The 25,090-nt window shown below is 50.7% G+C and carries 40 protein-coding genes, 2 tRNA genes and 1 pseudogene; 16 read left to right on the top strand and 27 right to left on the bottom strand.

Annotated elements, in window-relative coordinates; all coding sequences use genetic code 11:
* Positions 1-136: 136 nt before the first annotated feature.
* From LK04_RS05035 to LK04_RS04955, 18 genes are all read right to left on the bottom strand, one after another.
* Positions 137-475, bottom strand: coding sequence for an HNH endonuclease (locus tag LK04_RS05035; RefSeq protein WP_039332467.1), 339 nt, complete (start codon positions 473-475; stop codon positions 137-139).
* Positions 476-606: 131 nt separating this feature from the next.
* Complete coding sequence (locus tag LK04_RS05030) at positions 607-966, bottom strand: hypothetical protein (RefSeq protein WP_052206079.1); 360 nt, start codon at positions 964-966, stop codon at positions 607-609.
* 89 nt (positions 967-1,055) lie between these two features.
* On the bottom strand, positions 1,056-1,247 hold the full coding sequence (locus tag LK04_RS20940) for a rz1 lytic protein (RefSeq protein ID WP_418903644.1): 192 nt from the start codon (positions 1,245-1,247) through the stop codon (positions 1,056-1,058).
* The gene (locus tag LK04_RS05025; protein WP_039332469.1) at positions 1,165-1,638 is read right to left on the bottom strand and encodes a hypothetical protein; all 474 of its coding nucleotides are present in this window, start codon (positions 1,636-1,638) and stop codon (positions 1,165-1,167) included. The genes LK04_RS20940 and LK04_RS05025 overlap by 83 nt, the downstream gene beginning before the upstream one ends.
* Positions 1,626-2,258, bottom strand: a complete 633-nt coding sequence (locus LK04_RS05020) for a glycoside hydrolase family 19 protein (RefSeq protein ID WP_039332471.1) — start codon at positions 2,256-2,258, stop codon at positions 1,626-1,628. Before LK04_RS05020 ends, LK04_RS05025 begins: the two co-directional genes overlap by 13 nt.
* Positions 2,242-2,595, bottom strand: a complete 354-nt coding sequence (locus LK04_RS05015) for a phage holin, lambda family (protein ID WP_039332523.1) — start codon at positions 2,593-2,595, stop codon at positions 2,242-2,244. Before LK04_RS05015 ends, LK04_RS05020 begins: the two co-directional genes overlap by 17 nt.
* A 645-nt stretch (positions 2,596-3,240) precedes the next feature.
* Positions 3,241-3,316: transfer RNA gene (locus LK04_RS05010), tRNA-Arg, on the bottom strand.
* A gap of 107 nt (positions 3,317-3,423) precedes the next feature.
* Positions 3,424-3,852: an antiterminator Q family protein gene (locus LK04_RS05005; RefSeq protein ID WP_039332474.1), complete on the bottom strand. Its 429-nt coding sequence runs from the start codon at positions 3,850-3,852 to the stop codon at positions 3,424-3,426.
* 23 nt (positions 3,853-3,875) lie between these two features.
* Positions 3,876-4,880 (bottom strand): DUF968 domain-containing protein, encoded by a 1,005-nt coding sequence (locus LK04_RS05000; protein ID WP_039332475.1) that lies wholly within the window; start codon positions 4,878-4,880, stop codon positions 3,876-3,878.
* Positions 4,877-5,242 carry a RusA family crossover junction endodeoxyribonuclease gene (locus tag LK04_RS04995; protein WP_039332476.1) on the bottom strand — a complete coding sequence of 122 codons (366 nt, stop codon included), beginning with the start codon at positions 5,240-5,242 and terminating at the stop codon, positions 4,877-4,879. The genes LK04_RS05000 and LK04_RS04995 overlap by 4 nt, the downstream gene beginning before the upstream one ends.
* Before the next feature lie 8 nt (positions 5,243-5,250).
* The gene (locus LK04_RS04990) at positions 5,251-6,006 is read right to left on the bottom strand and encodes a hypothetical protein (protein WP_039332485.1); all 756 of its coding nucleotides are present in this window, start codon (positions 6,004-6,006) and stop codon (positions 5,251-5,253) included.
* Positions 6,003-6,629: an MT-A70 family methyltransferase gene (locus tag LK04_RS04985; protein WP_039332488.1), complete on the bottom strand. Its 627-nt coding sequence runs from the start codon at positions 6,627-6,629 to the stop codon at positions 6,003-6,005. The genes LK04_RS04990 and LK04_RS04985 overlap by 4 nt, the downstream gene beginning before the upstream one ends.
* Complete coding sequence (locus LK04_RS04980) at positions 6,629-7,447, bottom strand: ParB/RepB/Spo0J family partition protein (protein WP_039332490.1); 819 nt, start codon at positions 7,445-7,447, stop codon at positions 6,629-6,631. The genes LK04_RS04985 and LK04_RS04980 overlap by 1 nt, the downstream gene beginning before the upstream one ends.
* 112 nt (positions 7,448-7,559) lie before the next feature.
* The gene (locus tag LK04_RS04975) at positions 7,560-7,970 is read right to left on the bottom strand and encodes a hypothetical protein (protein ID WP_039332492.1); all 411 of its coding nucleotides are present in this window, start codon (positions 7,968-7,970) and stop codon (positions 7,560-7,562) included.
* A gap of 2 nt (positions 7,971-7,972) precedes the next feature.
* Positions 7,973-8,905: a hypothetical protein gene (locus LK04_RS04970; RefSeq protein ID WP_039332494.1), complete on the bottom strand. Its 933-nt coding sequence runs from the start codon at positions 8,903-8,905 to the stop codon at positions 7,973-7,975.
* Positions 8,868-9,077 carry a DUF4222 domain-containing protein gene (locus LK04_RS20005; RefSeq protein WP_071885730.1) on the bottom strand — a complete coding sequence of 70 codons (210 nt, stop codon included), beginning with the start codon at positions 9,075-9,077 and terminating at the stop codon, positions 8,868-8,870. Before LK04_RS20005 ends, LK04_RS04970 begins: the two co-directional genes overlap by 38 nt.
* A gap of 169 nt (positions 9,078-9,246) precedes the next feature.
* Positions 9,247-9,816, bottom strand: coding sequence for a YmfL family putative regulatory protein (locus LK04_RS04960; RefSeq protein ID WP_052206082.1), 570 nt, complete (start codon positions 9,814-9,816; stop codon positions 9,247-9,249).
* Positions 9,817-9,832: 16 nt separating this feature from the next.
* Positions 9,833-10,036 carry a Cro/CI family transcriptional regulator gene (locus tag LK04_RS04955; protein WP_039332503.1) on the bottom strand — a complete coding sequence of 68 codons (204 nt, stop codon included), beginning with the start codon at positions 10,034-10,036 and terminating at the stop codon, positions 9,833-9,835.
* 93 nt (positions 10,037-10,129) lie between these two features.
* On the opposite strand from LK04_RS04955, the gene LK04_RS04950 reads away from it, so the two are divergent.
* The 12 genes and pseudogenes from LK04_RS04950 (at position 10,130) to LK04_RS04900 (ending at position 15,473) form a co-directional block, all read left to right on the top strand.
* On the top strand, positions 10,130-10,789 hold the full coding sequence (locus LK04_RS04950) for a LexA family protein (protein WP_197063332.1): 660 nt from the start codon (positions 10,130-10,132) through the stop codon (positions 10,787-10,789).
* 196 nt (positions 10,790-10,985) lie between these two features.
* On the top strand, positions 10,986-11,153 hold the full coding sequence (locus LK04_RS20620) for a hypothetical protein (RefSeq protein WP_156138065.1): 168 nt from the start codon (positions 10,986-10,988) through the stop codon (positions 11,151-11,153).
* 450 nt (positions 11,154-11,603) lie between these two features.
* Positions 11,604-12,143 (top strand): hypothetical protein, encoded by a 540-nt coding sequence (locus LK04_RS04945; protein WP_039332509.1) that lies wholly within the window; start codon positions 11,604-11,606, stop codon positions 12,141-12,143.
* Positions 12,106-12,288, top strand: coding sequence for a DUF1317 family protein (locus tag LK04_RS04940; protein WP_418903643.1), 183 nt, complete (start codon positions 12,106-12,108; stop codon positions 12,286-12,288). The genes LK04_RS04945 and LK04_RS04940 overlap by 38 nt, the downstream gene beginning before the upstream one ends.
* Before the next feature lie 11 nt (positions 12,289-12,299).
* Positions 12,300-12,740 (top strand): hypothetical protein, encoded by a 441-nt coding sequence (locus tag LK04_RS04935; protein ID WP_039332514.1) that lies wholly within the window; start codon positions 12,300-12,302, stop codon positions 12,738-12,740.
* On the top strand, positions 12,737-13,372 hold the full coding sequence (locus tag LK04_RS04930) for a hypothetical protein (RefSeq protein ID WP_039332516.1): 636 nt from the start codon (positions 12,737-12,739) through the stop codon (positions 13,370-13,372). The genes LK04_RS04935 and LK04_RS04930 overlap by 4 nt, the downstream gene beginning before the upstream one ends.
* A pseudogene (locus tag LK04_RS20290) lies at positions 13,365-14,083 on the top strand (hypothetical protein). The gene LK04_RS04930 and the pseudogene LK04_RS20290 overlap by 8 nt, the downstream one beginning before the upstream one ends.
* Positions 14,083-14,400 carry a hypothetical protein gene (locus LK04_RS04915; protein WP_039332517.1) on the top strand — a complete coding sequence of 106 codons (318 nt, stop codon included), beginning with the start codon at positions 14,083-14,085 and terminating at the stop codon, positions 14,398-14,400. Before LK04_RS20290 ends, LK04_RS04915 begins: the two are co-directional and overlap by 1 nt.
* Positions 14,390-14,767, top strand: coding sequence for a hypothetical protein (locus tag LK04_RS20720; RefSeq protein ID WP_052206086.1), 378 nt, complete (start codon positions 14,390-14,392; stop codon positions 14,765-14,767). Before LK04_RS04915 ends, LK04_RS20720 begins: the two co-directional genes overlap by 11 nt.
* Positions 14,767-14,907 carry a hypothetical protein gene (locus tag LK04_RS20715; protein ID WP_197063333.1) on the top strand — a complete coding sequence of 47 codons (141 nt, stop codon included), beginning with the start codon at positions 14,767-14,769 and terminating at the stop codon, positions 14,905-14,907. The genes LK04_RS20720 and LK04_RS20715 overlap by 1 nt, the downstream gene beginning before the upstream one ends.
* Positions 14,907-15,242: a hypothetical protein gene (locus tag LK04_RS04905; protein ID WP_039332518.1), complete on the top strand. Its 336-nt coding sequence runs from the start codon at positions 14,907-14,909 to the stop codon at positions 15,240-15,242. The genes LK04_RS20715 and LK04_RS04905 overlap by 1 nt, the downstream gene beginning before the upstream one ends.
* A 48-nt stretch (positions 15,243-15,290) precedes the next feature.
* On the top strand, positions 15,291-15,473 hold the full coding sequence (locus LK04_RS04900; protein ID WP_039332520.1) for a helix-turn-helix transcriptional regulator: 183 nt from the start codon (positions 15,291-15,293) through the stop codon (positions 15,471-15,473).
* Here LK04_RS04900 and LK04_RS04895 read toward each other — a convergent pair.
* A complete protein-coding gene (locus LK04_RS04895) occupies positions 15,457-16,626 on the bottom strand; it encodes a tyrosine-type recombinase/integrase (protein ID WP_039332521.1) in 1,170 nt (389 codons plus the stop codon). The genes LK04_RS04900 and LK04_RS04895 overlap by 17 nt on opposite strands.
* A 195-nt stretch (positions 16,627-16,821) precedes the next feature.
* On the opposite strand from LK04_RS04895, the gene LK04_RS04890 reads away from it, so the two are divergent.
* Positions 16,822-16,896 (top strand) — tRNA-Arg (locus LK04_RS04890).
* 18 nt (positions 16,897-16,914) lie between these two features.
* Here the strand turns inward: LK04_RS04890 and LK04_RS04885 are convergent.
* The 3 genes from LK04_RS04885 to LK04_RS04875 form a co-directional block, all read right to left on the bottom strand.
* Positions 16,915-17,238, bottom strand: coding sequence for a CCDC90 family protein (locus LK04_RS04885; RefSeq protein ID WP_231568819.1), 324 nt, complete (start codon positions 17,236-17,238; stop codon positions 16,915-16,917).
* A 331-nt stretch (positions 17,239-17,569) separates the two neighbouring features.
* Positions 17,570-17,848, bottom strand: coding sequence for a hypothetical protein (locus LK04_RS04880; RefSeq protein WP_039327412.1), 279 nt, complete (start codon positions 17,846-17,848; stop codon positions 17,570-17,572).
* A 273-nt stretch (positions 17,849-18,121) separates the two neighbouring features.
* Positions 18,122-18,997, bottom strand: coding sequence for an AraC family transcriptional regulator (locus LK04_RS04875; RefSeq protein WP_039327334.1), 876 nt, complete (start codon positions 18,995-18,997; stop codon positions 18,122-18,124).
* Positions 18,998-19,179: 182 nt separating this feature from the next.
* Between LK04_RS04875 and LK04_RS04870 the strand changes: the two genes are divergently transcribed.
* Positions 19,180-20,079, top strand: coding sequence for a DMT family transporter (locus LK04_RS04870; protein WP_039327414.1), 900 nt, complete (start codon positions 19,180-19,182; stop codon positions 20,077-20,079).
* Between the two features lie 38 nt (positions 20,080-20,117).
* Here the strand turns inward: LK04_RS04870 and LK04_RS04865 are convergent, their stop codons facing one another.
* Positions 20,118-20,357, bottom strand: coding sequence for a hypothetical protein (locus LK04_RS04865; RefSeq protein ID WP_039327337.1), 240 nt, complete (start codon positions 20,355-20,357; stop codon positions 20,118-20,120).
* Positions 20,358-20,635: 278 nt separating this feature from the next.
* On the opposite strand from LK04_RS04865, the gene LK04_RS04860 reads away from it, so the two are divergent.
* Both LK04_RS04860 and LK04_RS20710 read left to right on the top strand, forming a co-directional pair.
* Positions 20,636-21,853 carry an MFS transporter gene (locus LK04_RS04860; protein ID WP_039327340.1) on the top strand — a complete coding sequence of 406 codons (1,218 nt, stop codon included), beginning with the start codon at positions 20,636-20,638 and terminating at the stop codon, positions 21,851-21,853.
* A gap of 283 nt (positions 21,854-22,136) precedes the next feature.
* Entirely contained in the window at positions 22,137-22,283 is a 147-nt protein-coding gene (locus LK04_RS20710; RefSeq protein ID WP_197063290.1) for a hypothetical protein, read from the top strand.
* A gap of 67 nt (positions 22,284-22,350) precedes the next feature.
* Here the strand turns inward: LK04_RS20710 and LK04_RS04855 are convergent, their stop codons facing one another.
* The 4 genes from LK04_RS04855 to LK04_RS04840 form a co-directional block, all read right to left on the bottom strand.
* On the bottom strand, positions 22,351-22,632 hold the full coding sequence (locus LK04_RS04855; protein WP_039327342.1) for a membrane lipoprotein lipid attachment site-containing protein: 282 nt from the start codon (positions 22,630-22,632) through the stop codon (positions 22,351-22,353).
* Between the two features lie 257 nt (positions 22,633-22,889).
* Positions 22,890-23,693 carry a hypothetical protein gene (locus tag LK04_RS04850; RefSeq protein WP_039327345.1) on the bottom strand — a complete coding sequence of 268 codons (804 nt, stop codon included), beginning with the start codon at positions 23,691-23,693 and terminating at the stop codon, positions 22,890-22,892.
* Positions 23,694-23,702: 9 nt separating this feature from the next.
* Entirely contained in the window at positions 23,703-24,155 is a 453-nt protein-coding gene (locus LK04_RS04845) for a universal stress protein (protein ID WP_039327348.1), read from the bottom strand.
* A gap of 7 nt (positions 24,156-24,162) precedes the next feature.
* Entirely contained in the window at positions 24,163-24,948 is a 786-nt protein-coding gene (locus LK04_RS04840) for an IclR family transcriptional regulator (RefSeq protein WP_039327351.1), read from the bottom strand.
* Positions 24,949-25,090: the final 142 nt, after the last annotated feature.

Raw genomic sequence — 25,090 nt, 5'->3', positions numbered from 1 at the left:
TTCGCGGTTGTGCATAAAAAGGGGGGCGGGCGGTCAGGAAGGCGATGTACCCTGAACATTTACCCCGCCCCTCCTCCGTCTGATGTTAAATTTTTGCACCATTTTTGTGCCACCTTCATTCAAACGATATTGATTATCATTTGTGCCAGTGGGATGACGGGTCAAGAGGCATGCCATTCTCATCGCACCCGATGACATGCCCACGCTTCTCTTCACGCTGCTTCGTTGAATCATGATGCTGCTTGCACAATGGCTGCCAGTTGCCTTTGTCCCAGAACAGCTTCTGAGCCTTAACAACCTCCTCCTGCTTGCCACCGTTGAGCGCCTCTTTCAAACGGTGAGGTTTGATGTGGTCGACCACAGTGGCGGCAACCGCGCGGCCCTGTCGGTGACACATTACGCAGATAGGGTGCGACCTGAGAAATGAAAGCCTGGCCTTATCCCACCGACTGTTATATATGCGCGGTTCAGCCATTTGAAAGTTCCTCGGTGAAGATCGAATAAAACTGTTTTACAAAAATAAAGTCATCAACCATCAGTAAGTTGTTTATTTTGATAGCGCATTAAACTTCAAAATTAAAAAACCGCCTTTAGGCGGTTCAGTCATCAGAATTTCAGCTTTTCGAAAGCCTCTAAAGCTAGGATTCTATTTTCTTCCTCTAACCTACCTTTAGCTTGTTTAGCTTTTTGTTCCTGATCATGCGCTTTAATGAGCTGTATTTCAGCTTCCTCACATAATTTATTCAGGAAGTTGACCTGCCCCTGAATTTCTTCAACAAGGCATTCAACGATGACATATTTACCTCTTAGGGAAACCTCTCGCTTCTCTGGAGAGATTGAATTTTTGTGTAACTTTAAAAACATATCTGCCCAATAATTATTAGGTACATAGTCTAAAACTAGATACCGTTGGGCCAATCCATTCTCCGTACTGCTCAGCAACTTATCAATACCCACTAGTTTCATGGTTGAATACCTCTAAAATGAAAACAACCAAATTACAGCCAACGTGGATGTTATTGAAGCACTTTTTAAGTTTTTACAGCATACTTATTCTATCTGTTCCCTTCGATTTTCCGAACTGCAGCCCTATCAATATTGCACTGCTCAACCAACCCATATAGCACCACGTTCAACTCAACCGAATCGCCATAACTCATCGCGCTAGCGGGCTCCGGTGCCTTTATCGGGCTGGTCAGTTCCGCTGGAAGATTTAACCGGGGCTGCTTTATCGTCCTGTACTCCACTTGCTGACTTCGCTGCGTCTCGCAACCGCTTAACAGCATCAGCAGGAACAGGAGCGGCAGCGTTTTTATCAGCCGCAAGGTATTGCTTGATTTCATTCTGGAGTTTCCGGTTCTGCTCTGCTGTTACCGCTCGCTGGTCTGCTACCTGCCCCATCACTTCGTTTTGCTTCTTTACCGCTGTAACGAGGTCGTTAACGCTGGAAGCCAGGTCATCGTTTTTAGAGCGAAGGTCGTTTATCTGGTCGTCTTTACTGTTTGATAACTTTTCCAGCCGGTCGTTTGTCGCGGTCAGCTGTGAGTTACGGGCGTTAAGCCCCCAAAGGCAGACGCAGATAAGGCCAATGAAAATGACGTGTGAATAGTTTCGGATAAAGCCGATTACGTTGAGCATAGAATCCCCTTAGCTTTGAGTAAGCGGGTGATCCTGTCGTCCAGGCCGTTAGTTCCACCGTTAATAACTCTGGTGATGCGGGTAACATCATCAGTGTCAGCCAGTTCGTTTAATCCGTGATTCTTCCACCATGCCGCCGCTGACATTGCGGCCTGCATCGGTTCTTTCAGCAAATCAGGGTTCGCCACCACATCAGCGCTTAACTGCCCGGCCAGCGCCGCGTAGTTTGCTCTGCCCGTGATCTGGATAAGACCGCGACCGCGATAACGGTATCCATCACCCGAAGCCACATCACCATTACCATTGCGGTTGGCGTAAATGAAGTTAGCAATCATCTTCTGGTTTGCCGGGTGCGCGGTGTTGCGTCCATAGGCATTAGCCTGCGCCGCAGTAATGCGCCTGCCAAACATCGCGGTGAGCGCGTTCTCGCTGTAATTGAGTCCTTCCTCGGTTTTAGTAAATCCTGCCGATTCATGACCAACCTGAGCCAGAAAGTGAGCCTTACGTAATGCCGTGGTGATGCCAAATGCTGCCATGCTGGCTGAGATGCGCGGAAACCACGTATCACGCTGGGCATCAGTTACGCCAGTAGCCTTCTGAAAATTACTGGGTGTCAGCATTGCCATCCCCTATGCGCTTATCAATGAACCGGCGCAGCTTTGATGAAAGCCAGTCAACGCCGAGAAATCCAAGGAACACAGCCGCAACCTGCGTTGTGCCCTCGCTGAAATTCCAGTTGAAGACAGAACCAAGCACCTGCAGCGTTGGCTGGAGAAAGAATGCGAAGAGGCTGCACATTGCCGCATCAAGCAAACGTCTTGGCCATGTGTCTTTGCCGATGTAAGTGGCGCGTAGTATGGCCATCACTCCAGCTAGAGCTGCATAACCTGATTCGTTTTTGTGGGCGTACAGCCATGCAAGCAGGCTTGCCCATAAGCCTGGATCTTTGTCTGGCATGCGCTTCATCCTCACCTCCAGTAGTTGGCAGGTGCTGTCTATGGTCTCTTAAATGAAATTGCGCTCCGCCACAGCTTAAAGTAAGCGTGGTTTGCAGTGATTGGCGGGCGCAAAAACGAAAAAGGCTCGCCGAAGCGAGCCCTTATATACGTGAATTTGGAATTGCTATGCCGGGTGCCTCCCGGTGATAAGTACCAGCCAATACTTACCGCTTGAGACCGATCTTGGGAGTAAAGCTGACGCCCCTCCGCATAGGGGGATTCATAGCAACATTGTCATATTAGCAGGTTGCCGGAACGCCGGGTGCCTCCCGGTGAACGAAGTACAGCCACCTTCGTCCGCAAACTTGCGCTGGTTCTTGGCTGATGCCCCGCCGCTTAGGGGGATTCGCTCCGACTTTGAAAATGTCTGCGGTGCCGGGTGCCTCCCGGTATACCTGCCATCTGAAACAGGTATGTCGGCTCACAACTCTTGGAATAGCTCAGATTTGACCCCGTCGCATAGAGGGATTCACCGCATTGATAACAATCTAGAACATAAGATAAAAATAATAAACCCTGACGCATTACGCGATAGTTTCTTGCCCCGTCGAGCACAGGGTTAAGCTGATCTCACGTAATCGCAAAACTGCGCATTTTTGAGATTTGGTGCACCACCGGGTATTCGAACCCCGAACCAGCGGATTAGAACTCCGATGCTCTATCCGTTGAGCTAATGGCGCAAATAAAAAACGCCCGTAAGCTGGTGAGGCTCCGGGCGCTTTAATTATTCACAGCTTTTGCAACTGAATTCTTGAAGATAAGCAGTACATCACAGTACCGAGTCTTATCACATTACCAATGATTTTGCGGACCGCGATAATGTTTTTTGAGTTATTTTTTTCGGCTCTAATTCAGGGTCCATTTCGAGACGAACATCAAGCCACGCAAGACAGCCTTCAAGGAAGCCTTCAGCCATCTGGACCTGAATACGGATCATCTTCTCATCGCATTTAGCGCGCTGAGCCAGCTTGCGTTTGGAGATATTGTAGAAGTAATGCAGCACAATAAGTTCGTGCTCATCGGGGCGGCGGGTGCGTAGCTTAGCCAGGCATGACTCAATAACCAGTCCATCGTCATCAGTGCACGACAGGGTTAGCTTTGAATCCTGTGGCAGCAAGCCTTTAAATCCTGCTGCGATTGGTGAGTAATCTACGCCGCTACGGTCTGAGCGAGCCCAACCCGCCCAGCGTTCTAATACCTGTGACATGTCACGCATATATTTTCCTCCACGCTTTAATTTTACCCAACCACGCCGACTGCAATCGAGTGATCGAGAAACCTGAAAAGCAGTTCTAACTGACTGCCATATTTTTCTTCGAATGCCTTTGGATCACGGTGCAGCTCATCGTGATGCGCCCTGCAAAGCGGTATCACAAATAAATCATGCGCCTTCGTTCCCATTCCTCCCTGTCCGTGCCCAATGATGTGGTGCGGGTCGTCTGCTGGCTTGTTGCAGCATGCGCATGGCTGCGCTTTAACCCACCGCGTGTACTTCTCATTGGTCCAGCGTAACCGCTTTGGCCTCGCCATATATGACTGTGGCGATTCCGGGTTGATGCCTATGGTCAGCACCTGCTTAACCACCTCAGCCACTTCCTGAATCACCTCCTGCGCCGAGGGTGCCGGGTTAATCATCGCTTCAGGCATTGGCCCGGTATCGGCAATCAGCTGTGGCATGCGCAGCACGCGGCGGGCATGCGACTCCGGTATCAAGTCGATTACGCCATTCAGACAGGCCCACCAGCACAACTCTGGCAGCGTCATCTGATGGTCCGAACCTAACCCCATCTGGATGCATGCCGACTCGATAATCCACCTTGCCAGATTGCCTGCCGCTACTGATTCCAGGATACCAGGTAGACCGTTAGAACGACAGTAATTGTCGCAGGAATAACACAGGCAGAGACTCCCGTAATCGGTCCGCAGGGTAGTGTAATGCGCATGGTGATAAATATCCTTTTTCTCAAACTGGCAGGTGCCAATTCTTTGCACCCACGCATCATGTGCATCCATTCCACCAGCAGCGGCGATCACCTTCTTATCGGCGAAGAAGTCTTTCAGGGTTGGCTCATCCAGTAGCGGCTGGCTGCTGTCGTTGATTAAGCCTGCTGGAAGGTGTGACATGTCACGGGGAATTGTGCAGACCATGACGCGTTCACGAAACATTGGTATGAGTTCGCGACCGGGCTTTAGCAACACAATCCCGGTCTTCATGGCAACATCAGGTGTGAATATCGCCCTCATGCGGCCACCGCCTGATATTCACTGATCGTCACTTCCGACCTGCCGCCTTTTACGACTTCGCCCCACTCTACAGTGAATCTTTTCACCTGCTTGTCATCCAGCCAGATTCCGGCGTGCGTCATGCTGTCGAATAGCGCTTTCAGGTAATTATCAAGGTCGCGTGACTGCCGTGATGGAGGGTACAGGATGACTGATACCTCTACGCCAACTGTAATCGGCTTTGGCCTGCGTTTCAGTTGCTGATACACCGCTGCAATAGCGTTGGATCGGAAAGAGCGCCCGGAGGCGCTGATTAATACTCCTTTACTGGTATTTCTCCAGTAAGTGTTTACGGATGGAGGGAATGGCAGAGTTAATTTCATCGGCTCTCCTAAACCGCCAATGGCAGCTGAATGCTGAACCGGTCACGCTGCTCGCAGTAGTCGAGTGAGCCGGGGCTGTTGTGTGATTCGATACGCTCTACCATCAGGGCTGCGCGGGTCTCTTTTGAGGCTGGGGCATAAGCACCTTTCCACGCCTTATCGATGCCGATGTTCCTGGCTACGTTGGTGCTGTCGGCGCTGGCCAGCGGTAGCTTTGTGAAAATTTCAGGATTGAGCATGCGTAAACCATGCAACTTAGCGATGGGCTGACCATTGCTGTCGGTTACGTGGCGGATCAGGTCTTTCATGCGGGTCACAGCACGTGTTGGTGTTTTCACGTCATATTCGCCACAACTTCCGATGGCCACGCGTGGGTATTCATTGCAGAGGCGGATGAAGCGATCATCGCTCTCGTTCATGTGCCAGACCGGAACTCCGTAAAAATCACCGTGTGGCCATTCGTCAAGGAGCGCCTCGTTCTCAGCTTCACCGCCGTCGATTACGTCAGGAATGATTGCGAAATCAAAGCCAGGGTGATTTTTCCAGCAAGCTACGAAGTCGTAATAGTCGGCCCAGTCGATTTTATTGCGCCCTGCTGCCTTCCACGCTGTGAACGCGCCATTGTCCAAAGCGAACGACTGGCAGTTCTCAGCGGCGAGATTTATCTGGCTCGCATGGGCAAAAGAGATAAACGCGTGACGGGCTTTCCATGCGCGAATGGCGCATGTATCAGGTGTAATCGGCCCACCGTGATAATGAATCATGCCACCCTCCCGGCGATCAGTTGCACGCTGCTGTCACACTGGTTGCCCCAGCAATCCCAGCCATCGGCGGCGGTTCGCGCAAACAGCTCAATGCGGGACACGTCACCATAAAGTTGCTCCAGACGGTTTCTCACTTCCCACGGCTTAGCGCTGTGCTCTCCAAGGCAGGAATAAACAACCTGCTTTACCGATGCGCTGGCGCGTTCCAGTCCGGTACCGCGTGTCGCTATCAGCACATCCTCTGTGTTGCTGCGGGTGTGGTTGCCGCCGTTCATGCGGGTCTCTGAGTTAAGCAGGTCCAGCAAGTCAGTGAAGTCGTGGATTGTCTGCTCGGTGAGAGCGCGGTTTACGCGCTGCTCTGCCAGTTGATTCAGCTTCACCCATGTAAAGCCCTTCATGGTGCGCACGCGGTAGCCCCATGCTTCAGCCAGTTCGCGAGCTTCCAGGTTGTGAGTGCCGGTGTACCACATAGCCAACACCGAGTTTTCCTCACCCAGCGCCCACACGGGCAGGCGCTTAAGGTCAGCCATGGTCATCGTGCTGTAGTGGTTCTTTGCTGCACCGTTGCTGATTTTGTTGCCGTATTCCCATGGAGGATCGGCGTAGATGAGTTGGTATGGCATTACGCGTCCTCCTTGGTCTGGCTTGAGCGGTACTCTTCAAGAATGGCGAGCACTTCGAATTCGACCTGTTGAGACAATTCAAGCGCTGAAGCATCACCGTGGGGAAAACTCTCAGCGCCAGCCAGCAACTCAACCAGACGGCGGGCACGTGTGGCGCTAAATTGTGGGATTGCTGCGGCGCGGGTCAGTTTCTTCTTACCGCTGGCCTTGGCCTTTGCCAGTCCCTCTGCGGCAATCGTTCCTGCTTTGGCTCCATGTTCGCGGGATAGTGCAACGGCGGTGGTCGCGGCGACTTCATTACGCTTCACCATGCCAATCAGCTCATCGCCTGTAGTCAGAAGTGCGAGGTGGTGATCAACGTCAGCAACTGAGCGCTTCACCTTCTTCGCGATTTCAGCTGGCTCCAATCCCTGATTGATCAGGCGCTGGTAAGCTGCTGCGCGTTCCAGTGGCTCCAGTGCGCGGCCCTGACTGCTGGTTACCATGTAGGCAATGCGGTCAGCTTCGTTGCCAACAAAGTCTTTGCACTCAAGACGGATAGCGTAGCCCGCTTCCTGTGCCAGCTTCGCGCCGTTCCAACGGTGGTGACCGTCGATAACCTTCACGCCCTGTCCTGTCACCTGAACGGTCAGCGGCGGGACATGCTCACCGGCAATGTATGCATCGCGGAATTCTTCGACGTGGGTCTGATCGATCTCCCGGACGTTGTTACCGGGTTCGATGTACAGCTCATCAACGCCCAGCAGGTAAGTTTTACGCACCGTGATGTTGGTGTTGCTGTCGTCTTTGTTTTTGTATACCTGAAGTAAATTGCTCATGCTTTGTGAAACTCCCACGCCAGATAAATAATCAAACCGATGGTCATCGAAATCGAAACTCGTGCCCCGAGGTAAAACTCTGCGTTGCGCATGAAGTGCGCTTTTATTGCCCTCATCGGCTTCGGCTCCGTTTTTCCGGAAACTCAGGCTCCGGTTTGGGTGCCAGGCTGTTGCCTCGCTTGATGCACTGCGCACGGCAGATAATCGCTTTCTGACGGAGTCCGGGGCGCTGGGTGGCGTCATGGGCCTCAAGCCATACACGCGCTGCGCGGTACCAAAGATTCCGGTCCTGCAGGCCGATAGCCTGGTCGCTCAGGGTGGCGTAAACCTCATCACAATCACCAATCTGTTCAGCGGCATAGTAGCGGGCCTCGGCGTCATACCAGACATCACCTGTTGCAGTCAGAGCTTGCAGTGAGTTCTTAACGGTGCTGAAGGTGCGTCCAATTGCATCGGCAATCTGACCGGGCTTCTGGCCGCTATGCAGCATGAGATGGGTGAGTATCAAAGTTTCTGTGTTCATGGTTATGCCCCCTTCCAGCCGTCAGGAATTTCATAGTCAGTACTTGCCGTATCGTTAACGTTGCGCTGGCCACCAGCAGGGCTGAGCTTGATTGAGAGTTCATCCCACTTCTCACGCAGCTTTGATGGGCTAAGAACGTTGCGGCACCAGAACGGGTCACGCTGGACTCGGCTGAACAACTCGCAAATCTGACGATGGGTGCGACCATCACGGCTGCACATCAGGCGCACTTCGTTGGCCCAATCAGCCCAGTTCGGATCTTTAGGCTTACTGACTTCGCCATCTGCTTCAGCGGCTTTCTCGTACATGCTGGAAATGCGGGACCAAATCCATTTGGCGCAGATCAGGTCTTCTTCAGATCCCCATTGACGTTTTGACGGATTACTTACTGCTGCATCAGGACGAACATCACTCAACGTGTCGGGTTTCGCAGAAACCTGACGAGAGTCTTTACCTGTAATCTCTGTAGTATTCTCTGTTGTATTCTCTGTAAGAACAGGGCGTTTTGCCCCGATGGATGAGGGCAGATTGCCACCCATCGATGGTGGTGTTTTTGCACTGTTCGATGAGGTGGAATTTGCACTACTCGATGAGGGCAAATTGCACTCATCGGTTAAAAGTGGGTTTTCGTAATTAATCGCATAGAAGTTAGTGCGATCATGTTTGGACTTATTCCACTGCTCCACATGAATCAGCTCATGCCTTTTCAAGCTGTTAAGAGCGCGTTTAACCGTGTCCGATGACCAGAACGGAAATTGCTCATTCCACTGCTCGTGAGTGTTGTAAACCCATTTACGCCCTGCCTTCTCAACGCCTGATGGTGTGTCTTCCAGCCAGTAACAAATCTGCTGAAGCACGATAGCCTCATTCAGACCAATACGGCAGGCAAGCAAAGGGCTAACCACCAGCGGTTTCACTTTCAGAAGTAAGCTCATCTGGTGCCTCTATTTCCCGAAAATGGCGCTTGAACTGGATGAGAGGACAGAAGCACTCACCATGTTCATAACCGGTCCGAAGGTAGATAACCCGGCTTGATTCAGGCTCCCAGCGGATAACTCGGACGGATATACCTCGTTTGTCGGTGAACCACCGGTCGAGAACTCGCATGGCTGCTCTCCCAATTCATTGGTGATGTCACCCACAGTTGCTGAAGGTTTGATGTGGTTGATTGGAACCCACACCCCGTTTACCATCTGCACATACCGATACACATCGGTAATGCCATGCAGCGGGAGGCAACGCATTTGCGGAAAAGCCTGTTGTCTGGTTAAATTGCTCATGCTGATTTATCTCCACGTTCTCCACGCTGGATATTGATCGCGACAGAACGCTCTGGGCTGCAACCCGGGGCGTTCGCCTTTTCTGGCTGGCAGAAAGTGCGATAGAGTAAGGTCAGGTGCTGTTGCCACTTAGCCATTACCTGATAGCTGTTCTCTTCGATACGCTCACGCTCTGAGTGATCAATCTCTCCATCTGCGGTCGCTTCACGAAGGTAAGCTGTGTGCTTGCCAATCCATTCGATGGTTTCCATCAGGCGATCATTGATATCGGCGTTATCAACCTCTTCAAGGTCCACCAGCGGGACGTTCACGCTGTTGCTGTTGCGAGATACGGCGTCAGCAATGTACTTTGTGCCGCTGGCCTGCTGCAGAAGCATTGCCCAGCCGATTGGGAACATCTGATCGCCATCCACACGCAGACGGTTGAAAAGCATGTTTTCCGAAACACCAAGCCAGTCAGCTGCGCCAGCGTACCCGCCAGGCATCTCCGTTATGGTTTTCTTAATAGCCGCCACCATCCAAGCTGGTTGCTTATCGATTTGTGATTCTGGTTTACCCACTGTCATACCCCTTCTACTGTGGTTATTTTAAAGCCGCCGGTGCGTTATTCTTTGCATATAGGCTTGGGTCATACTTAAGTTTGCCTTTCGTAATTCGCTCAATAACGAAGGCTTGTTTTTCCGGAATTACATCTCCCCATCGGCAAACAGCTGGGTGAGAAATTTTTAAGGCAATTGCGGTTTTAGATATGCCGCCAAAGTGCGCTACAACGATTTGTTTAAGCATTTTTCCCCTCCTTCACATAATGGATAATAAGGTAACTAAAGGTACACACAAAAGCAAACAAAAGTTACATTGCTTTTGGGTAACATTGGTTACATGAAAACAGAGATGAAAGACCGCATAAGATCTAGAAGGCTGCAGCTGAATCTGACCCAAGATGCTTTGGCAAAGGCGCTTGGTATAAGTCGCGTATCAGTCACTAAATGGGAAAACGGGACTACAAAACCTGACGGAGAAAACCTCCACAGGTTGGCTAAGATTTTACAAACCAGTCCTGAATGGCTGCTTTACTCGAAAGATGCCACTCAGGAAGATGACATTAAAATTGCCCCATACATCAAAAAACCAATTGGTGTGCCCATAATTTCTGCTGTCCAGGCGGGTCTTTGGACGGATAGCTATGCAAGTTCAAGGTTGAGCGACGTGTTGAGTTGGACCCATACTACCAGTGATGTTTCTGATGAAGTTTTCGGCTTGATCGTTAGAGGGGAGTCGATGACAAACCCTAACGGCCTGCCCTCAATACCTGAGGGATCTGTAGTAATCGTTGAACCAAACTTTGGGCAGATAGACGACCTTTACGGGAAAATTGTTGTAGCCATTCTGGATGGCTCATCAGAAGCCACGGTTAAGAAGCTGGTGTGGGATAGCCCGAACGCATACCTGATGCCTTTGAACCCCATGTTTAAGCCGATATCGATAGACGGAAATTGCCGAATAATTGGCAAGGTTGTTCAAGTTACTCAGAACCTATAGTTACATCAAGCCGCTCTTCGCGGCTTTTTTTTGCTCCTGAATGTAACTAAAGGTACAAACAGTATTGACAGCAAAGGTAACTAAAGGTACTTTTAATCCATCAACAGCGAACAGGCAGGACGCCCACGAAGTAGCCGCCCGAGGCATATGAATATCGGGATGATTCGCTTAAGCGTGGTTTTGCGGAGGTTGTCAGGTGAGTAAATTGCCAATGATGGTCAAGCAGATGGCGGCTACAAGCATCGGGGATTTGATTACGTTTCTTAAGCTTTTCCCAAATGCTGAACTGATCTGTGATGCAGATACTGGTGTTCTGAGTGTTGAGCTGGAAGAAGTACAAATGCCCTCCAAGGGTCCGTTTTAAAGGCTGTGTGTAGTGGAATGAGAGATGTTGTTTTACTTTGGCGGTCTCTCCGGGGCTTTCACCCTTATCAGGAGAGTGAAGATAGTGTTCGACCGGGGTGACCGCCTCTTTTTCACAACGTTGAGAGCATTTGGTGGGCGTACTCTGGCGCGCCATAAGAGGCACTAAGTGCTCTCAACGTTGTGGTGAATGCGGCTATGCGCTCGCGGTGAACTGATACCAACTTTCATGCGGTCAGTTGGTGCTACAAGTCTAAGTCACCGCTCTGGTGCTTGTCAGTTCAGCCAGAGCACCGGGAGGCACCCGGCACCGCAATACCTTTCATAGCGTGGAGTTAACCGGCTGCAGGTTTTGCAGAACCTGCCAGCCAATTTTATGAATCCCTCAGTGATTTATTGCCATCTACGGCAAGGGATTCGTGCAACCAAAAAACAGCGTGGAGGTCATTAAATGACTTGGATTTGCACCAACAGCCAGAAGCATTTCAGCTTCGTTGATCCGGTTCGTGAGGCTATCTGCATTGAAGATATCGCCTGTGCCTTATCAAACATTTGCCGTTTCACTGGTCACCTCGATCAGTTCTACAGCGATGCTCAGCACTCAGTTCTCTGCAGCAAGCTTGTGCCGGCTAAGTTCGCCTTCGAAGCGCTCATGCACGATGCAGCCGAGGCTTACATAAACGATATCGCTGCTCCGTTAAAAGCAATGCTTCCCGATTACAAAGTGATTGAGCACCGCGTTGAGATGGCCATTCGCCACAACTTCAATATTCCGGTCCGCAAGTCTGAATGCGTTAAGCACGCTGACATGGTCATGCTGGCTACCGAGCGCCGCGACTTTGATTTGGATGACGGAACTATATGGCCATGTCTGGAAGGCATCACCCCCGCTGAGTTTGTCATCTTCCCACTGACGCCAAAGCAGGCGCGTGCGGAATTCCTCAACCGTTTTGATGAGCTGTGGAGAGAGCACAATGAAACATTCGCGTGATCACATCACTGTAGGCATCGTCACCCTGCCCTACAGCATCATCCTGGCGGGTTGGATCATGCCTGACGGATCAGTTATCCATAACCCTGTGGCAGCACAGAACGCAGCTGAGCGACTGAATAGCGCTCACCGTACATTTCACTAAGGGCCACCAGCATGACTAATCAACAATCAAACAAAGAACTGGTGAAAGCAGGTCACGCATTCGCTGCTGCTATGAGCATGGACACGCCAATCATCGTAATCGCAAAGATGGTCACCGAGTTGGCTAACCGTCTCGATGTTTCCAATGCTCGTGCCAATGTAATGGCTGCTGAAGTGCTGCGCATCAACAGTGTTCTTCCTGACGCGATTACAGCTTTGCAGAAGACAGATGCTGATATCGGCCTGATTGATGAAATCAATGTTGCACTAGCTACCCCTGCTTGCGACCAATGGATTCGTGTTATGCGTAGCGAGGCGCTCGGTGAAGCTAAGCGGATGATTGGCATTTTAGCTAACCACCAGCAGCCCGGTATTGCTCACGCAATAAACATCATCTCTCAGATGGAAATGGATTTGCTGCGCTCACGACCTAACTTGCAGGTGGTGTCATGAACATTCAAAAGAAACCAAATGTTGTCATGTACGAATCTGACGAAGCGGCAAGCATTCAGACCGTTACCGGTTGGGTTGATCGTAATGGTCGCTTCTGGGGAAATGATGAGCACATGGCGCGCTACTGCGGCAGTACTCACCGCATTTGCTCTAAAAACCCCGTACATGGTTCGCACGCGAGCAATGGTTGGTGTGATAAATGCTGGCAAGAAAGTCGCCTTAAGCAGTTCCAGTCTCTGGAGAGAAAGCCGTGGGCCGGTGAGCCGTTGGTGATTTTCGATGACGATAAATACTTCTTCGACGCAGAATCTTTAGTTGACCATTGCCAGGAACACAACGTGCTTCCTTCGGAGCTGAAATTACTAATCTGCGAACCGAATTACCCGCGCGAAATCGACATGAATGATCACTGCGAAGAAATCATTCCTGACGGCGGTGATCATCACGATATACCCGAAGCAATCTGGCTCGCAGCAGAAGCGTTGAACAAAGCTATTCGTGAAAGTGAACCTGTTTCATGGCAAGGCGGAAAGTACGCTGCCATCGTTTCTGACGACATGCTGACTGATGATCAGAAAGCAGAGTTGTTCGCTGAGCGCGCCGCAGCGGCTAAGTGTGGCGACAATGCGTGAACGTGGAATGATTTTCAACGGCGAAATGGTTCGTGCAGTTCTGGAAGGCAGGAAGACGCAGACGCGGCGCATGTTGTCGCCTCGCCAACTCAAGATGATCGATGCTGCCGCCAGCATTGGTGAGTGCTATCCACTTGAGTCCGGCCACCAGCACGCAAACAGTCAGAGCTATTACCGTGAATGTTGCCCGTTCGGTGCAGTAGGTGATCGCCTGTGGGTGCGTGAGACGTGGCAGGTCGCGCGCGAAACTAGTGATGCTGAAACTGGTAGCGAGTACGACGTATTCCCATGGGATTCTGAATTGTTTGGTGACCCGCATGAGCATCTAAATGGTAGCGCCCGGTTTGGTATTAAGGCTGGGCTTTTCTACGCGGCTAATGGAAGGATTCCAATCCAAGCGTCTTCTACGACTGCATTGGTTTAGGTGGGAAACTGCTTTCAGAAAAAGAAATCCCTTGGCGTCCATCCATCCACATGCCGCGCTGGGCTTCCCGCATAACGCTGGAGATTACCGGCGTTCGTGTGGAGCGGTTGCAGGATAACAGTGAGGAAGATGCAAAATCAGAAGGTGCGCCAACTGAATGTTGCGTTATCGGTGATAAGCACTTCCTCGGTTTCCATAGCCTGTGGCGATCTATCTACGGAGAGGAAAGCTGGCAGGCTAACCCGTGGGTGTGGGTGATTGAGTTTAAGCGCGTGGAGGGTGAGTGATGCGTTACGAAGATTTCAAACAAGTTCGTCTGCGCTTCATTGAGGCGATGATGATTACCAGCGGTGCTATCAATCGGTCTGACATAACTAGCATGTTTGGTGTCACCGAGCCTACAGCTACGCGGGATTTAAGGGCTTACCGTGAGCTGAACCCGGCGATTGCACTCAACCACGCAACGAAGCGTTGGGAAACAACGAGCGATTTTGAGCCAACGCCGGGGTTGCTGGCATTGGATTCAGATGACTATATCCAATTTGTAGAAGCTGTATTTCTTAACGGAGCTTCTGATGGCAAGGAGCCAACCAATGAACAGTAATCAGTTGCCGGAGAAGGCTAAGCGCGGTAAGCGACCATTTGAACAATATTATTATTCAAGTAGTGCTCCTGACCTGGAAATGAACAGAGCAGAAGCTCAAATTTGGAATCGTTGCATTGATGATATGGCTGCGCTCATTCAGCAACCTGTAAGCCATCGTTACAAGTTTCCTGATGGTTGGAAGCTGGTACCAATCGAGCCAACTGAAGACATGATAATTCGTGGTTTCGAATCAAAACCTGATGAGTTCTGGAGCGCACCTGAGGAATGGGCTGCATATGAAGATATGAGCGGATGTCAGCAGGCGGCGCACTGTGCATTGCTTTGCTGGCAGGCTATGTTAGCAGCAGCGCCGGAGGTGGAGTGATGTCCAGGCTAACTTTCGTTGTTGAGTTCGAAGAAGGCAAAGAGCCGCCAGTACACGCGCACATGGAAGTGTTTGGCGGCAAGGTTGTCGCAGTGGCTTTTCGTGATGCTCTGGAAGAAACAGAAGAGGATGACGATTGATGGCCTCACCTGCAGAGCGCAAAGCAGCGCAGCGGGCACGTCAGGCCGCTGCCGGTGAAACTAAGGTTGAACTGGTGCTCGATGCTCAGGAAGTCGCAATGCTGGCTCACAACTGCGCCGCTCGTCGGCCAGGTCGTGAACCCTACGATATGACCGAGTACATCTCTCTGCTTATTCGACAGGACGATGCTCGTAAGCGCAGCCTCTTTAAGTCCATGAGTAAACGTCAGTGTGGGAAGTGCGGTGATTCACTGCCTGTGCAGGATTGCTGCTTTAAGAAAGAAGATGCGTGTTGGTGCCGCCTTGGGTGGCACGAAACCAAACTTAAGCCGTGACATGTCACGGCACAACAAGCCTGTTGCAGCAGGAAGCGTGGAGGAAATATGAATACTGATTTTATGAGCGAACAGGAAGTTATGCAGGAAATTGGCAAAGCGCGCACCGCTCTGTGGCGCTTGCGTAAATGCCACGGCTTCCCCTCGCCTGTTCTGACTCATCCAGCGCGCTACAGCCGCAAAGCCGTTCAGCGCTGGATTGAATCAGGTGGCGTTAACCGAGCTGTTTAACATGCCAAAAGATTTTATCAGCGTAGAGCTCATACGCTTTGCGCTGATCCTCTAGCCAGTCGTGTTTGTTATAAACAGCCATTACCCCGCCTAACTCATGTCCCAGCATTTTCTCAGTGACATGCGGCATTATCCCCTCACTGGATAGGTTGGTGACTAGAGAACGCCGGAAATCGTGTGTTCGCCATTCTGGTATTTCAATTCCGCTCCGTAACTTCCTCATGTAGAGGTTTGATGAGGACCTGTCTATTGCCTTGTCCAGTTCCTGGCCGGGGAAGAGTATTTTATTGTCGGTAGCAAGTAGCCTCTCGATGTAAGGCTTTACCTGCTCAAAGATAGGACGGCGAATAACATTACCCATCTTTGAATGGATGGCGGGCGTGGTCCATATGTAGTCGCTCATATTGAATTCTGAAGCGGTCGCCAGGCGTAATTCAGACAGGCGAGCGCCCCAAAGTAAAAGCAGCTGATGGAGGATTCGGTTAGAGGTGGTGATTTTACTGTTTTCCAGCGCCAGCCATATTTTTGCGAGTTCCGTATAGGTGAGTACACGATCACCAACGTCAGGTTTCTTGCCGATGTTTTTAACGCTTAACTTGGTCAATTCGCAAGATGGGATAAGCTGACGGCTGATACACCAGTTGATCACAGAACGGAGCTGCAGAAGCAGCACCCTCGCCCTTTTCTTATTTAATTTTTCTTGTTTGTCGAAGAACAGAACCCATTGTGACACAGGGATGTTGGCAACCGGTATATCCTCAAATTCCGTGTACATCGTGTTGTACACAACCGACTTGTACAGAATCTTTGTGTTGGCCTTTAGTCCATCAACATACTTGTTCCACCATTCATCCAGGCACTCTTTCAGCGTTAATTCACCCTTGCTGCTGGCAAAGTAGGTTTTAGGGTGGATACCCTTCGTGTACAATCCGCGCATCTCGCCAACGATGACACGAGCATCTTTGAGCGTAGTGGTGGGATAGCGGCCAACAGTCAGGCGAACGGGTTTACCATTCCAGCGGAAGCGGAACTGAAAAGCTATTGTCCCGGTGGGAGTGATGCGCGCGCTGAGTCCGTCACCGTCAGTGACTTCTGCAGGGCCATCGTATGGCTTGCCGTTGATGCTGCGAAGCTTGGTATCGCTGAGTGCCACTTATTTATGTCCTGTACACACTGTTTAATTGCATTCTGTACTCATTGTGTACTCAAAGACAAGTGAACGAACAAGATTTGATTAAGAAACAATCGAAACAAACTCACACAGTTAGAACTGTAACGGTTGTTAAAATCTGAGGTTTTACGGTAGTATAGAAACCACTTCGGTTAATTCGGAAGTAAAGAAAACAAGGTCTCCTTAGTTAAATGGATATAACGAGCCCCTCCTAAGGGCTAGTTGCAGGTTCGATTCCTGCAGGGGACACCAGTAGCCGCATTCCCCCATTCAAAACAACCAGCGTGCAAACGCCAGGCTCAGCCCAGCCGTGCTCAACATACCTGCCACGATCCATTTGGTTTGTTTGGTGATCTCGACATGAATTTTAGCTATCTCCTGATGCAGATCGCCTTTGGTGACGTAGTTGGATTTGATCACCGCGATATCAGTTTTCACCGATGCCATATCGGTTTTCAGGATTTCCGTATCGCTTTTCAATGTATTAATATCGTTTTTCATCGTTTCCGTATCAGTCTTCAACGTATTAATATCGGTTTTCATCGTTTTAATATCCGATTTCATCTCAAGCACATCAGCCTCCAACTTCGACACGCGCATTTCCATTTTACTACCTCACATAAGTTGAACATGTAATTTAATGATGAATAACAATGTGTTAATGCCTTTCATTGTACAGCGTCTAAACGCAAATTCATCACAATGTCGGTGTCAGAGAGGAGATATGAGACGATTCTCGCAGAGATAACTTCGGCTGTTTCAGTCAATTACAGCGAAATCAAATCTGATGCGCGCTTTGACGCCACACCGAGGGTGTGACGCCATCTTCCTCCTCACAATCAAACAGATTGAAGAATCAGATTTACTCGCAAAGATGTTCGATAACTGGCGAAGGGATCAATTAACCACAAATAATTCCGGGTCTTCATACGAAGTAAAAATGCGTTATCAACTTGTAGGCTGCACTGCCAACAGCGATTAAGGCTGGAACACCCAGTAAAATCGAGAGCTTAGCTTCAGAGATCTTCTTATCGACTGTATCTGTTGAAGGCTTTTTAGCGAGTGACTCTTTGATGCTGTCCAGTTTTTCAAGTACGGTGACCATATTTCTATCAATGGATTTTACATCAGCCTTTAACTCATCCACATCACGTCGAATGTATTTGACATCAGATTCAAGTTTTACAACGCGCGATTCGAACATGTTTCCTCCGTCATTGTCCCCTGGATAATGGAACCTGTTCTGCTCAGACAGAAATGCCCCTCTGTTTAGCAGGGTGTCACTCCGCACCGTCAAAACTGCCATTTTGCAAAACCTCATAAGTTGAACACGTAATTATAACAATAAAAACAACATCTTGATGGTTTGTATTGTATCTCAAGCGATGGAGAAATCACCGCATTAAGCATGTGCGTGAATGAATCTGAGACGTTTCTCGCAGTGTAATTTCGGCTGTTTCAGTGAATTACAGCGAAATTAAATCTGATGCGCGCTTTGACGCCACACCGAAGGCGTGACGCCATGCTGCTGGCGGAAGCGGTTGCTGAAGTGGCTGGAGGAGTGGAAACCACAGCGCAGTGCGATCTCGGTTAACGGCAGGGAGCTGAACTTCAACAGTTGCAGTGCGGTATCCATGCGGCGGCGCATCACATATTGATGCGGTGCTTCACCTACGCTGCTGCGGAACATGCGTGCAAAATGGTATTCGCTTAAGGCAGCTTCGGCGGCTAATTGCGCCAGGGTTAATGGCTGATCCAGCTGGGCATCAATATACGCCAGCACACGACGCAGCACCGCTGGGGCAAGGCCGCCTCGGACTTGAGGTGCCTGCCATTGCACTTCACTGTAACGCTGTAAAAGATGCGTCATCAGCAAAGTTGAGGCACTGCTCAACATTAACTGGTTAGCAGGTTGCTGCCAGTCCACGCTCAGCAGGAAATGGCGATAAAGCTGCGTGATGCGATCGTCATCGGCAAAGATTTTTTCGTGCAGATTGAGCTGAGCGGGACTGCGATCCCAAATCTGCTCACCCAGATGACGCAAATGCGCATCGGTACAATAGAGATGCACAAACGATAAATCTGACCGCAGGTCCCAGGTGGACTCCACACCGGAAGGCATCAGGCAAAAGCGATCCGGGCCGCCACCGTTGCGCCAGCCGTGGGGCGTTTTATGCCAGGTGTCATAGCCATCTGCGGTATACAGGCTGAGCGTATGGTGATCGCTGAGATTGGTCACGCGATCGCCACTGTTAAACCACGCCGCCAACTTGATGCCACTCGACAGCTGCACGCTATCTCGCAGTTGCGCTTTGTGGCGCTGCAGCATGTCGAAGGTCTGGTAATCAGGCATGGAAGGTGTCTACTCGCAGTTCAATTAGGCACAGTTTACGTATCTCTTCGGACAGAAGACAGACCAGCATGGGACATGATGGAAAAAATGCGCAAGATTTTGCAATTATCCCGCAAAGCCCTGCAAGCGTCTCTGCGTTGAAATCAGCACACTGCAGCCATGATTTTGCTGGAGAGTATCTGATGAACATAATGCTTTACCTTGCAGTCGTGCTTATTTGGGGCACCACCTGGATCGCGATTTTTCTACAACAAGATGCCGCCAATACCCCGGTGTTGGTGGCGGTGTTTTGGCGTTTCTTACTGGCATCTGTACTGATGCTGGTAATCCTGAAACTGTTAAAACGCCTACGACCACTGGACAAACAAGACCACCTGTTTTGCGTGCTGCAAGGCTGCTGTGTGTTCGGCTTCAATTTCGTCTGTTTTTATCATGCGGCGGCGTGGATCAGCAGCGGACTGGAATCAGTGATTTTCTCCATGGCGGTGCTGTATAACGCCCTCAATAGTTGGATTTTCTTCCGCCAGCGCCCACCGTTTCGCCTGTTGCCTGCGGCAGTATTGGGGCTAGGAGGAATCGTCGCGCTGTTCTGGAATGATATTCAGGCTGCACATCCCGCGCCACAGCTGCTGTGGGGCGTCGGACTCAGTGCCTTGGGCACATTGGGCTTCTCGCTGGGTAATATGATCTCCACCCGCCACCAGCGTCGTCAACGCGACGTGCTGACCACCAACAGCTACGCCATGCTGTATGGCGCGATTATGATGGCGGTTCTGGCACTGCTGAACGGTGATTCACTGGCCCCTGCGCTCAATCTGCAATGGCTTGGCTCAATGAGTTATCTGGCCATCTTTGGTTCTGTGTTGGGTTTTGGCGCCTATTTCACGTTAGTAGGCCGTATTGGTGCCAGTCAGGCCGCTTACAGCACCCTGCTATTCCCGTTGGTGGCGCTCACGCTGTCCACCGTCTATGAAGGATATCAGTGGCATGACAATGCGATTGTTGGACTGGTGATGATTCTGGCAGGGAACATGGTGATGTTCGTACGCTGGCCGAAGGCGCGCAAATTGCGCCTGGCCTGATAAAGCGAGAGCGGGCATTGCGCCCGCTCTTTTTTCCTCTAACGCCAGCCCTGCACGCCGATATTGAGCTGGTGAGGTTTATTGATGGCTTTTCTGGCAATCCAGTAAAGCAGAACGCGTTCATCATCTCTGTCGCGATCGGCCATAGCCAGTAGTTTAAGCGACAGCGTGGATTTAGTCACAGGCTGATGCTCATCGCTTAACTCGATCACCGCCTGACCGATGATGCAGCAAACTTCATCCTCGCTTGACGCGGATTCATATGCTCGGTCTGTCATATTTCCTCCTGTTTAGTGAGTTTTAAGCCTGGCAAAAGCTGGCGAATTTGCAGGCGATAGGGCGCAATTGATACAACTCATTACAAATACTCACTAACAGCAATCTCCTGTTGTTGATTGACACTCACGCTTCGTTTATTCGTTGCCAATGCCATTCATACCCGTTTCACTGCATTTCATTCCGCCCTCCAGTCCATTCACGCCCTCACCTGCCCCGCACGCGCGTAAGGCGCTTATTATCGCTGCAGATTCCGTATTCCCTGAGGGGAGAGATAAAAATGAAAACAGCCCTAACCGCGCAACACCAGCGTACTCGTATGTTTACCCTAATTGGCACCATCATCACCCAGTTTGCCCTGGGTTCGGTCTACACCTGGAGCCTGTTCAACGGCCAACTGGCGCATAAGTTGGATGCACCAATCAGCCAGGTCGCTTTCTCGTTTGGTTTGTTAAGTCTGGGACTGGCGATCGCCTCGTCACTGGCGGGCAAACTGCAGGAACGATTCGGCGTTCGCAACGTCACCATCGGCGCCGGGATCTTAATGGCCGTCGGCTTCTGGCTCACCGCCCATGCCGATAACCTGATGATGCTGTATCTCAGCGCAGGCATTCTGGTCGGTCTGGCTGATGGTGCCGGTTACCTGTTAACCCTGTCTAACTGCGTAAAGTGGTTCCCAGAGCGTAAAGGGCTGATCTCCGCCTTTTCGATTGGTGCCTATGGATTAGGCAGCCTCGGCTTTAAATTCATTTGTGGTGCGTTGTTGAGTACCTACGGCCTTGAAAACACCTTTATGATTTGGGGTGTGCTGGCCATGAGCATGATTATCATCGGTGCCTTGATGATGCGTGATGCACCAGTGCAGCAAACCAGCGGTAATGCGCAGTTGCAGGCAAAAGATTACACCCTGGCGCAATCAGTACGTTTGCCGCAGTACTGGATGCTGGCGCTGATGTTCCTCACCGCGTGTATGAGCGGCCTTTACGTTATCGGCGTAGCGAAAGATATCGGCGAAGGTATGGTGCATCTGACCACACAAACGGCAGCCAATGCGGTCACGGTGATTGCCATTGCTAACCTTAGCGGTCGTCTGATTCTTGGCGTACTGTCCGATAAAATGGCACGTATTCGCGTGATTTCTCTGGCACAGATGGTTTCGCTGGTCGGCATGAGCATCCTGCTGTTCACGCGTATGAATGAAACCACCTTCTTCCTGTCGCTGGCTTGTGTCGCCTTTAGCTTTGGCGGCACCATCACCGTGTTCCCGTCGCTGGTCAGTGATTTCTTCGGTCTCAATAACCTGACCAAAAACTACGGTCTGATTTACCTTGGCTTTGGTATCGGCAGCGTAATGGGTTCTCTGGTGGCTTCGGTGTTCGGCGGCTTTACCGTCACCTTCAGCCTGATTATGACGCTGCTGGTGATTTCGCTGGTATTGTCGCTCAGTATCCGTCTGCCAAATCGTCAAAACGTCAGCGAACCTTTGCTGCATAATTAATTTTCCGGGATGCCGCAGCCTGTGCGGCATCCTCTTTCTCCCTCTTTTCTGCACAAATAAAGCGTTATTGAGAACAGCTGTTATTTAGTATTGCATTTCAGATTATTCGCGCTATTATCTTTATGTATTCAGCTTTATCTGATTGGTTTATTCCCCGCCCAGACGTTTTTAGCTTTAAATTGACATATCTGGTAATAGATCCAGAAATAACTCTACATTCCCTGCATCTTCACTCCACTTTTTCCCAGTAATCTGGCTTCATTGAAAAAGAGGAGGACTCTCCATGAAAACGTTTATTAAAATTGCTTCGGTTGCGGCCATTATGACCATGTTGAGTGGCTGTATCGTCCATGACGGTTACAGACACGGTCCCGGCTGGGGTAATGGCGGCTGGCATCATGACCGTGGCTACCATGGTCGCCACTGGTAATTGGGCAAAGCACACACAGCAAATAATAAAAAAATAAAAAGGGCGGGAATTTATCCCGCCCTTTCTTTTAGCTTTTTACCGCATAATTACATTGGTACCAGGCTTTCTTTAATCCTGGTAAATGGCTTTCCTGCGCAGGCAATGATTCCACTTTATCGAAACCGCGCTGGTTACAGTAATTAGCCAGATCGAGTTCCATCGCATCTTTATTTAGCTTTTGCGGATCGTAGCGGTACTGAACAGTATTTGAGCTGGTATCTTCATCAACACGTTCAAATCCACCGGGTTTGCTGACACTACAACCGGCCAGCATAAAGAGCGCCATCGCGCTAATAAATATTTTTTTCATTAGGATGTCCTCATTAGATGCCGCAGTTTAAAAGGCAGCATCGCGCGCATCTATAGGAATCAGGCGCGAAAATTTTCAAAAAACAAAGTTTTTACCAATTAAATTGATAAAACCAAACGGTTTTCCTTCACTCATAGGCAATGAGAAGATGCCTACAGACGTAACAAAGTCTGCACCACACCAGGTGATACCCAGAAAAGAAAACCAATAGTGACCTTTGTGCCCGCGCTGAGCGGGCTTTTTTTTGCCCGCTAACGCTAACCGGTTAGGCTGACCATCTTACGTAAAAGATTGGCGGCTTGTTTGGCAGGCAATGCGAGAATGCCGCTGTAGAGATCAATCGACATGGCACACATCGCGCTGCGATCGACGGCGGTGTCTGCTGGCATGTTGAGCTGTTGCAGTTTATCGCCCCACTTCCCGTAGAGTTTTTCGACGATGCTTTGCAAATCCCGCTGCGCCAGGGCCTGATCCAAGGGTTGATCGTTGCCTGTGCTCTTTAGCAACAGCTGATCGAGTGCCTGTGCGTCCCGCTGGTAGAGTTCCGGTGACAAGGCTTGTTGCAGGTTAATCCCGCCATTGACCTGTGGGTAAAGAAAACGGAAACAGCGCTGTGGTTCAGGCTGCTGCAATGCCTGCATTTCTTCTACTGAGACGCGCAAATAATTGACCAACGTAGCATCATCGGCACGCGCCATACGCTGGTTGACTAAATCCATCAGCCAGCCCCGTAGTTCACCCAGCGCCTGGTCGGCGGGAACGCCTTCCATCCGCTTGTGGAGCAGTTCTCGGTTAAGCAATTGCCATAGTGCCGGTTCCTGGGTTTTCAGCAAACGATAGCCCGGAGCCAGACTGAGTTGTGTCGAGACTTCCTGAGCCAGCGCCTGCCGCTCTTGACGAGGATGCAGCCAGCTAAACCACAGTAAGTTGGCCAGCACTAACGGCAGCAGAAAGAGAATCACTCCCTGCCATAAACGCAGCGATGTGGTGCGAACCAACACAATGATGATGATTGCCAGCAGCACAAAGGCCACCAGCGTAATGGGGAAAAGCGAGAGCATGGAGCGTGATTAATCCTTGCGAACGTCAATCAATACCGGACAGTTGGCGCGCTCGATAACGGCTGCGCTAACCGAACCTTTCAGCAGACGGTTAAAAGGCGAGAGATGGCGGCGACCAATAATAATCATGCTGGCCTTTAATACATTGGACTGGGCCACAATGGTTTCCGCCGCTTCACCGGCCAAAATCAAGCCTTTCGCTGCTACGCCCGCACGCAATAGTGGAGCCAGCGCGTGACGCACCACCATTTCTGCGGTGTTTTGTTCATCTTTTGCGGCCACGAAATCGTCGGGATCTTCTCCAGCATCAATTTCGATGGGCTGATTGCAGGATGAATAGGCCGGATCGACGCAGCACAGCACCGTCACCTGCGCCTGTTGCGCTAACGCCTGTTCAATGGTCAGCGCAATCACTTTTTCTGCCACCGGTGAGTTATCAATGGCCATCAGCAACGTTTTCATCAGTTGGTTATCCTTCCACAGCGGTCATTTTGCCAATTTCGCGAATTATCGCCTCTTTGCACTTCAAGATTTCCTCACGATAGCGCGCTTCCTGTTTATGAAAACGAGCGGTTGGCACCAGCAACGAGATAGAAAAGCGCCCGAACAAGGTGTCGATCGCCACTGCCATGGTGGAAATACCTTCCAGCGTTTCGCCGCGATCGATGGCCAGACCGCTGATGCGCACTTCTGCAATCAACTCCAGCAGTTGCGGCAGGGTTTTCACCGTCATTTCGGTCAGCTCTTTATAAGCTTCACCGACCATCACCCGCACATCGTCATCACTCTCCAGCGCCAGCAATGCGCGACCGCCAGAGGTGCTGTAAAGCGGAAGATTCAGCCCAATACGCGGCACCACACGCAATTCACGTGAGGCCACCACATAATGCACGATCGCCAGCTGTGTGCCGCTGGCGCGCGCCAGTGAGACGGTCTCGTTGATTTCTGCTGAAAGTTGTTCCAGGAACGGGCGCACGATTTCAACTACGTCGCTGTGCACGCTGGAGATCAATTTGAGCAGCGCCGGCCCCAGACGCAAACCGCCCGCGCCGCTGCTACGCACCAGTTGGGCGCTATCCAACGCGGCGATGATGCGCTGCACCGTGGAGCGAGGGAGATCAACCACCTGCGCAATTTCACCCAGACTCATGCCGCCGGGATGTTCACCCAGCGCATTCAGAATTTTTGCCGCACGCGCGATGACCTGAATGCCACCCGCTTTTTCATCCTCACGGCTAGAGGGAATTTCAACCATTGTCCGTTCCTTTTTGGCCTGCCCTACTTTAGCGCGAATGACCGCACTTTTACACCCTGTATCACATTGCAATACATCATACCGAGATGTAAGATGCGACATGTATCACATCGCAATACACTGCATCAATAAAAACAAGAGA

This window comes from Pantoea vagans (assembly GCF_001506165.1).
Lineage (GTDB): Bacteria > Pseudomonadota > Gammaproteobacteria > Enterobacterales > Enterobacteriaceae > Pantoea > Pantoea vagans_C.
This window is presented reverse-complemented; position numbering and strand designations above follow the sequence as displayed.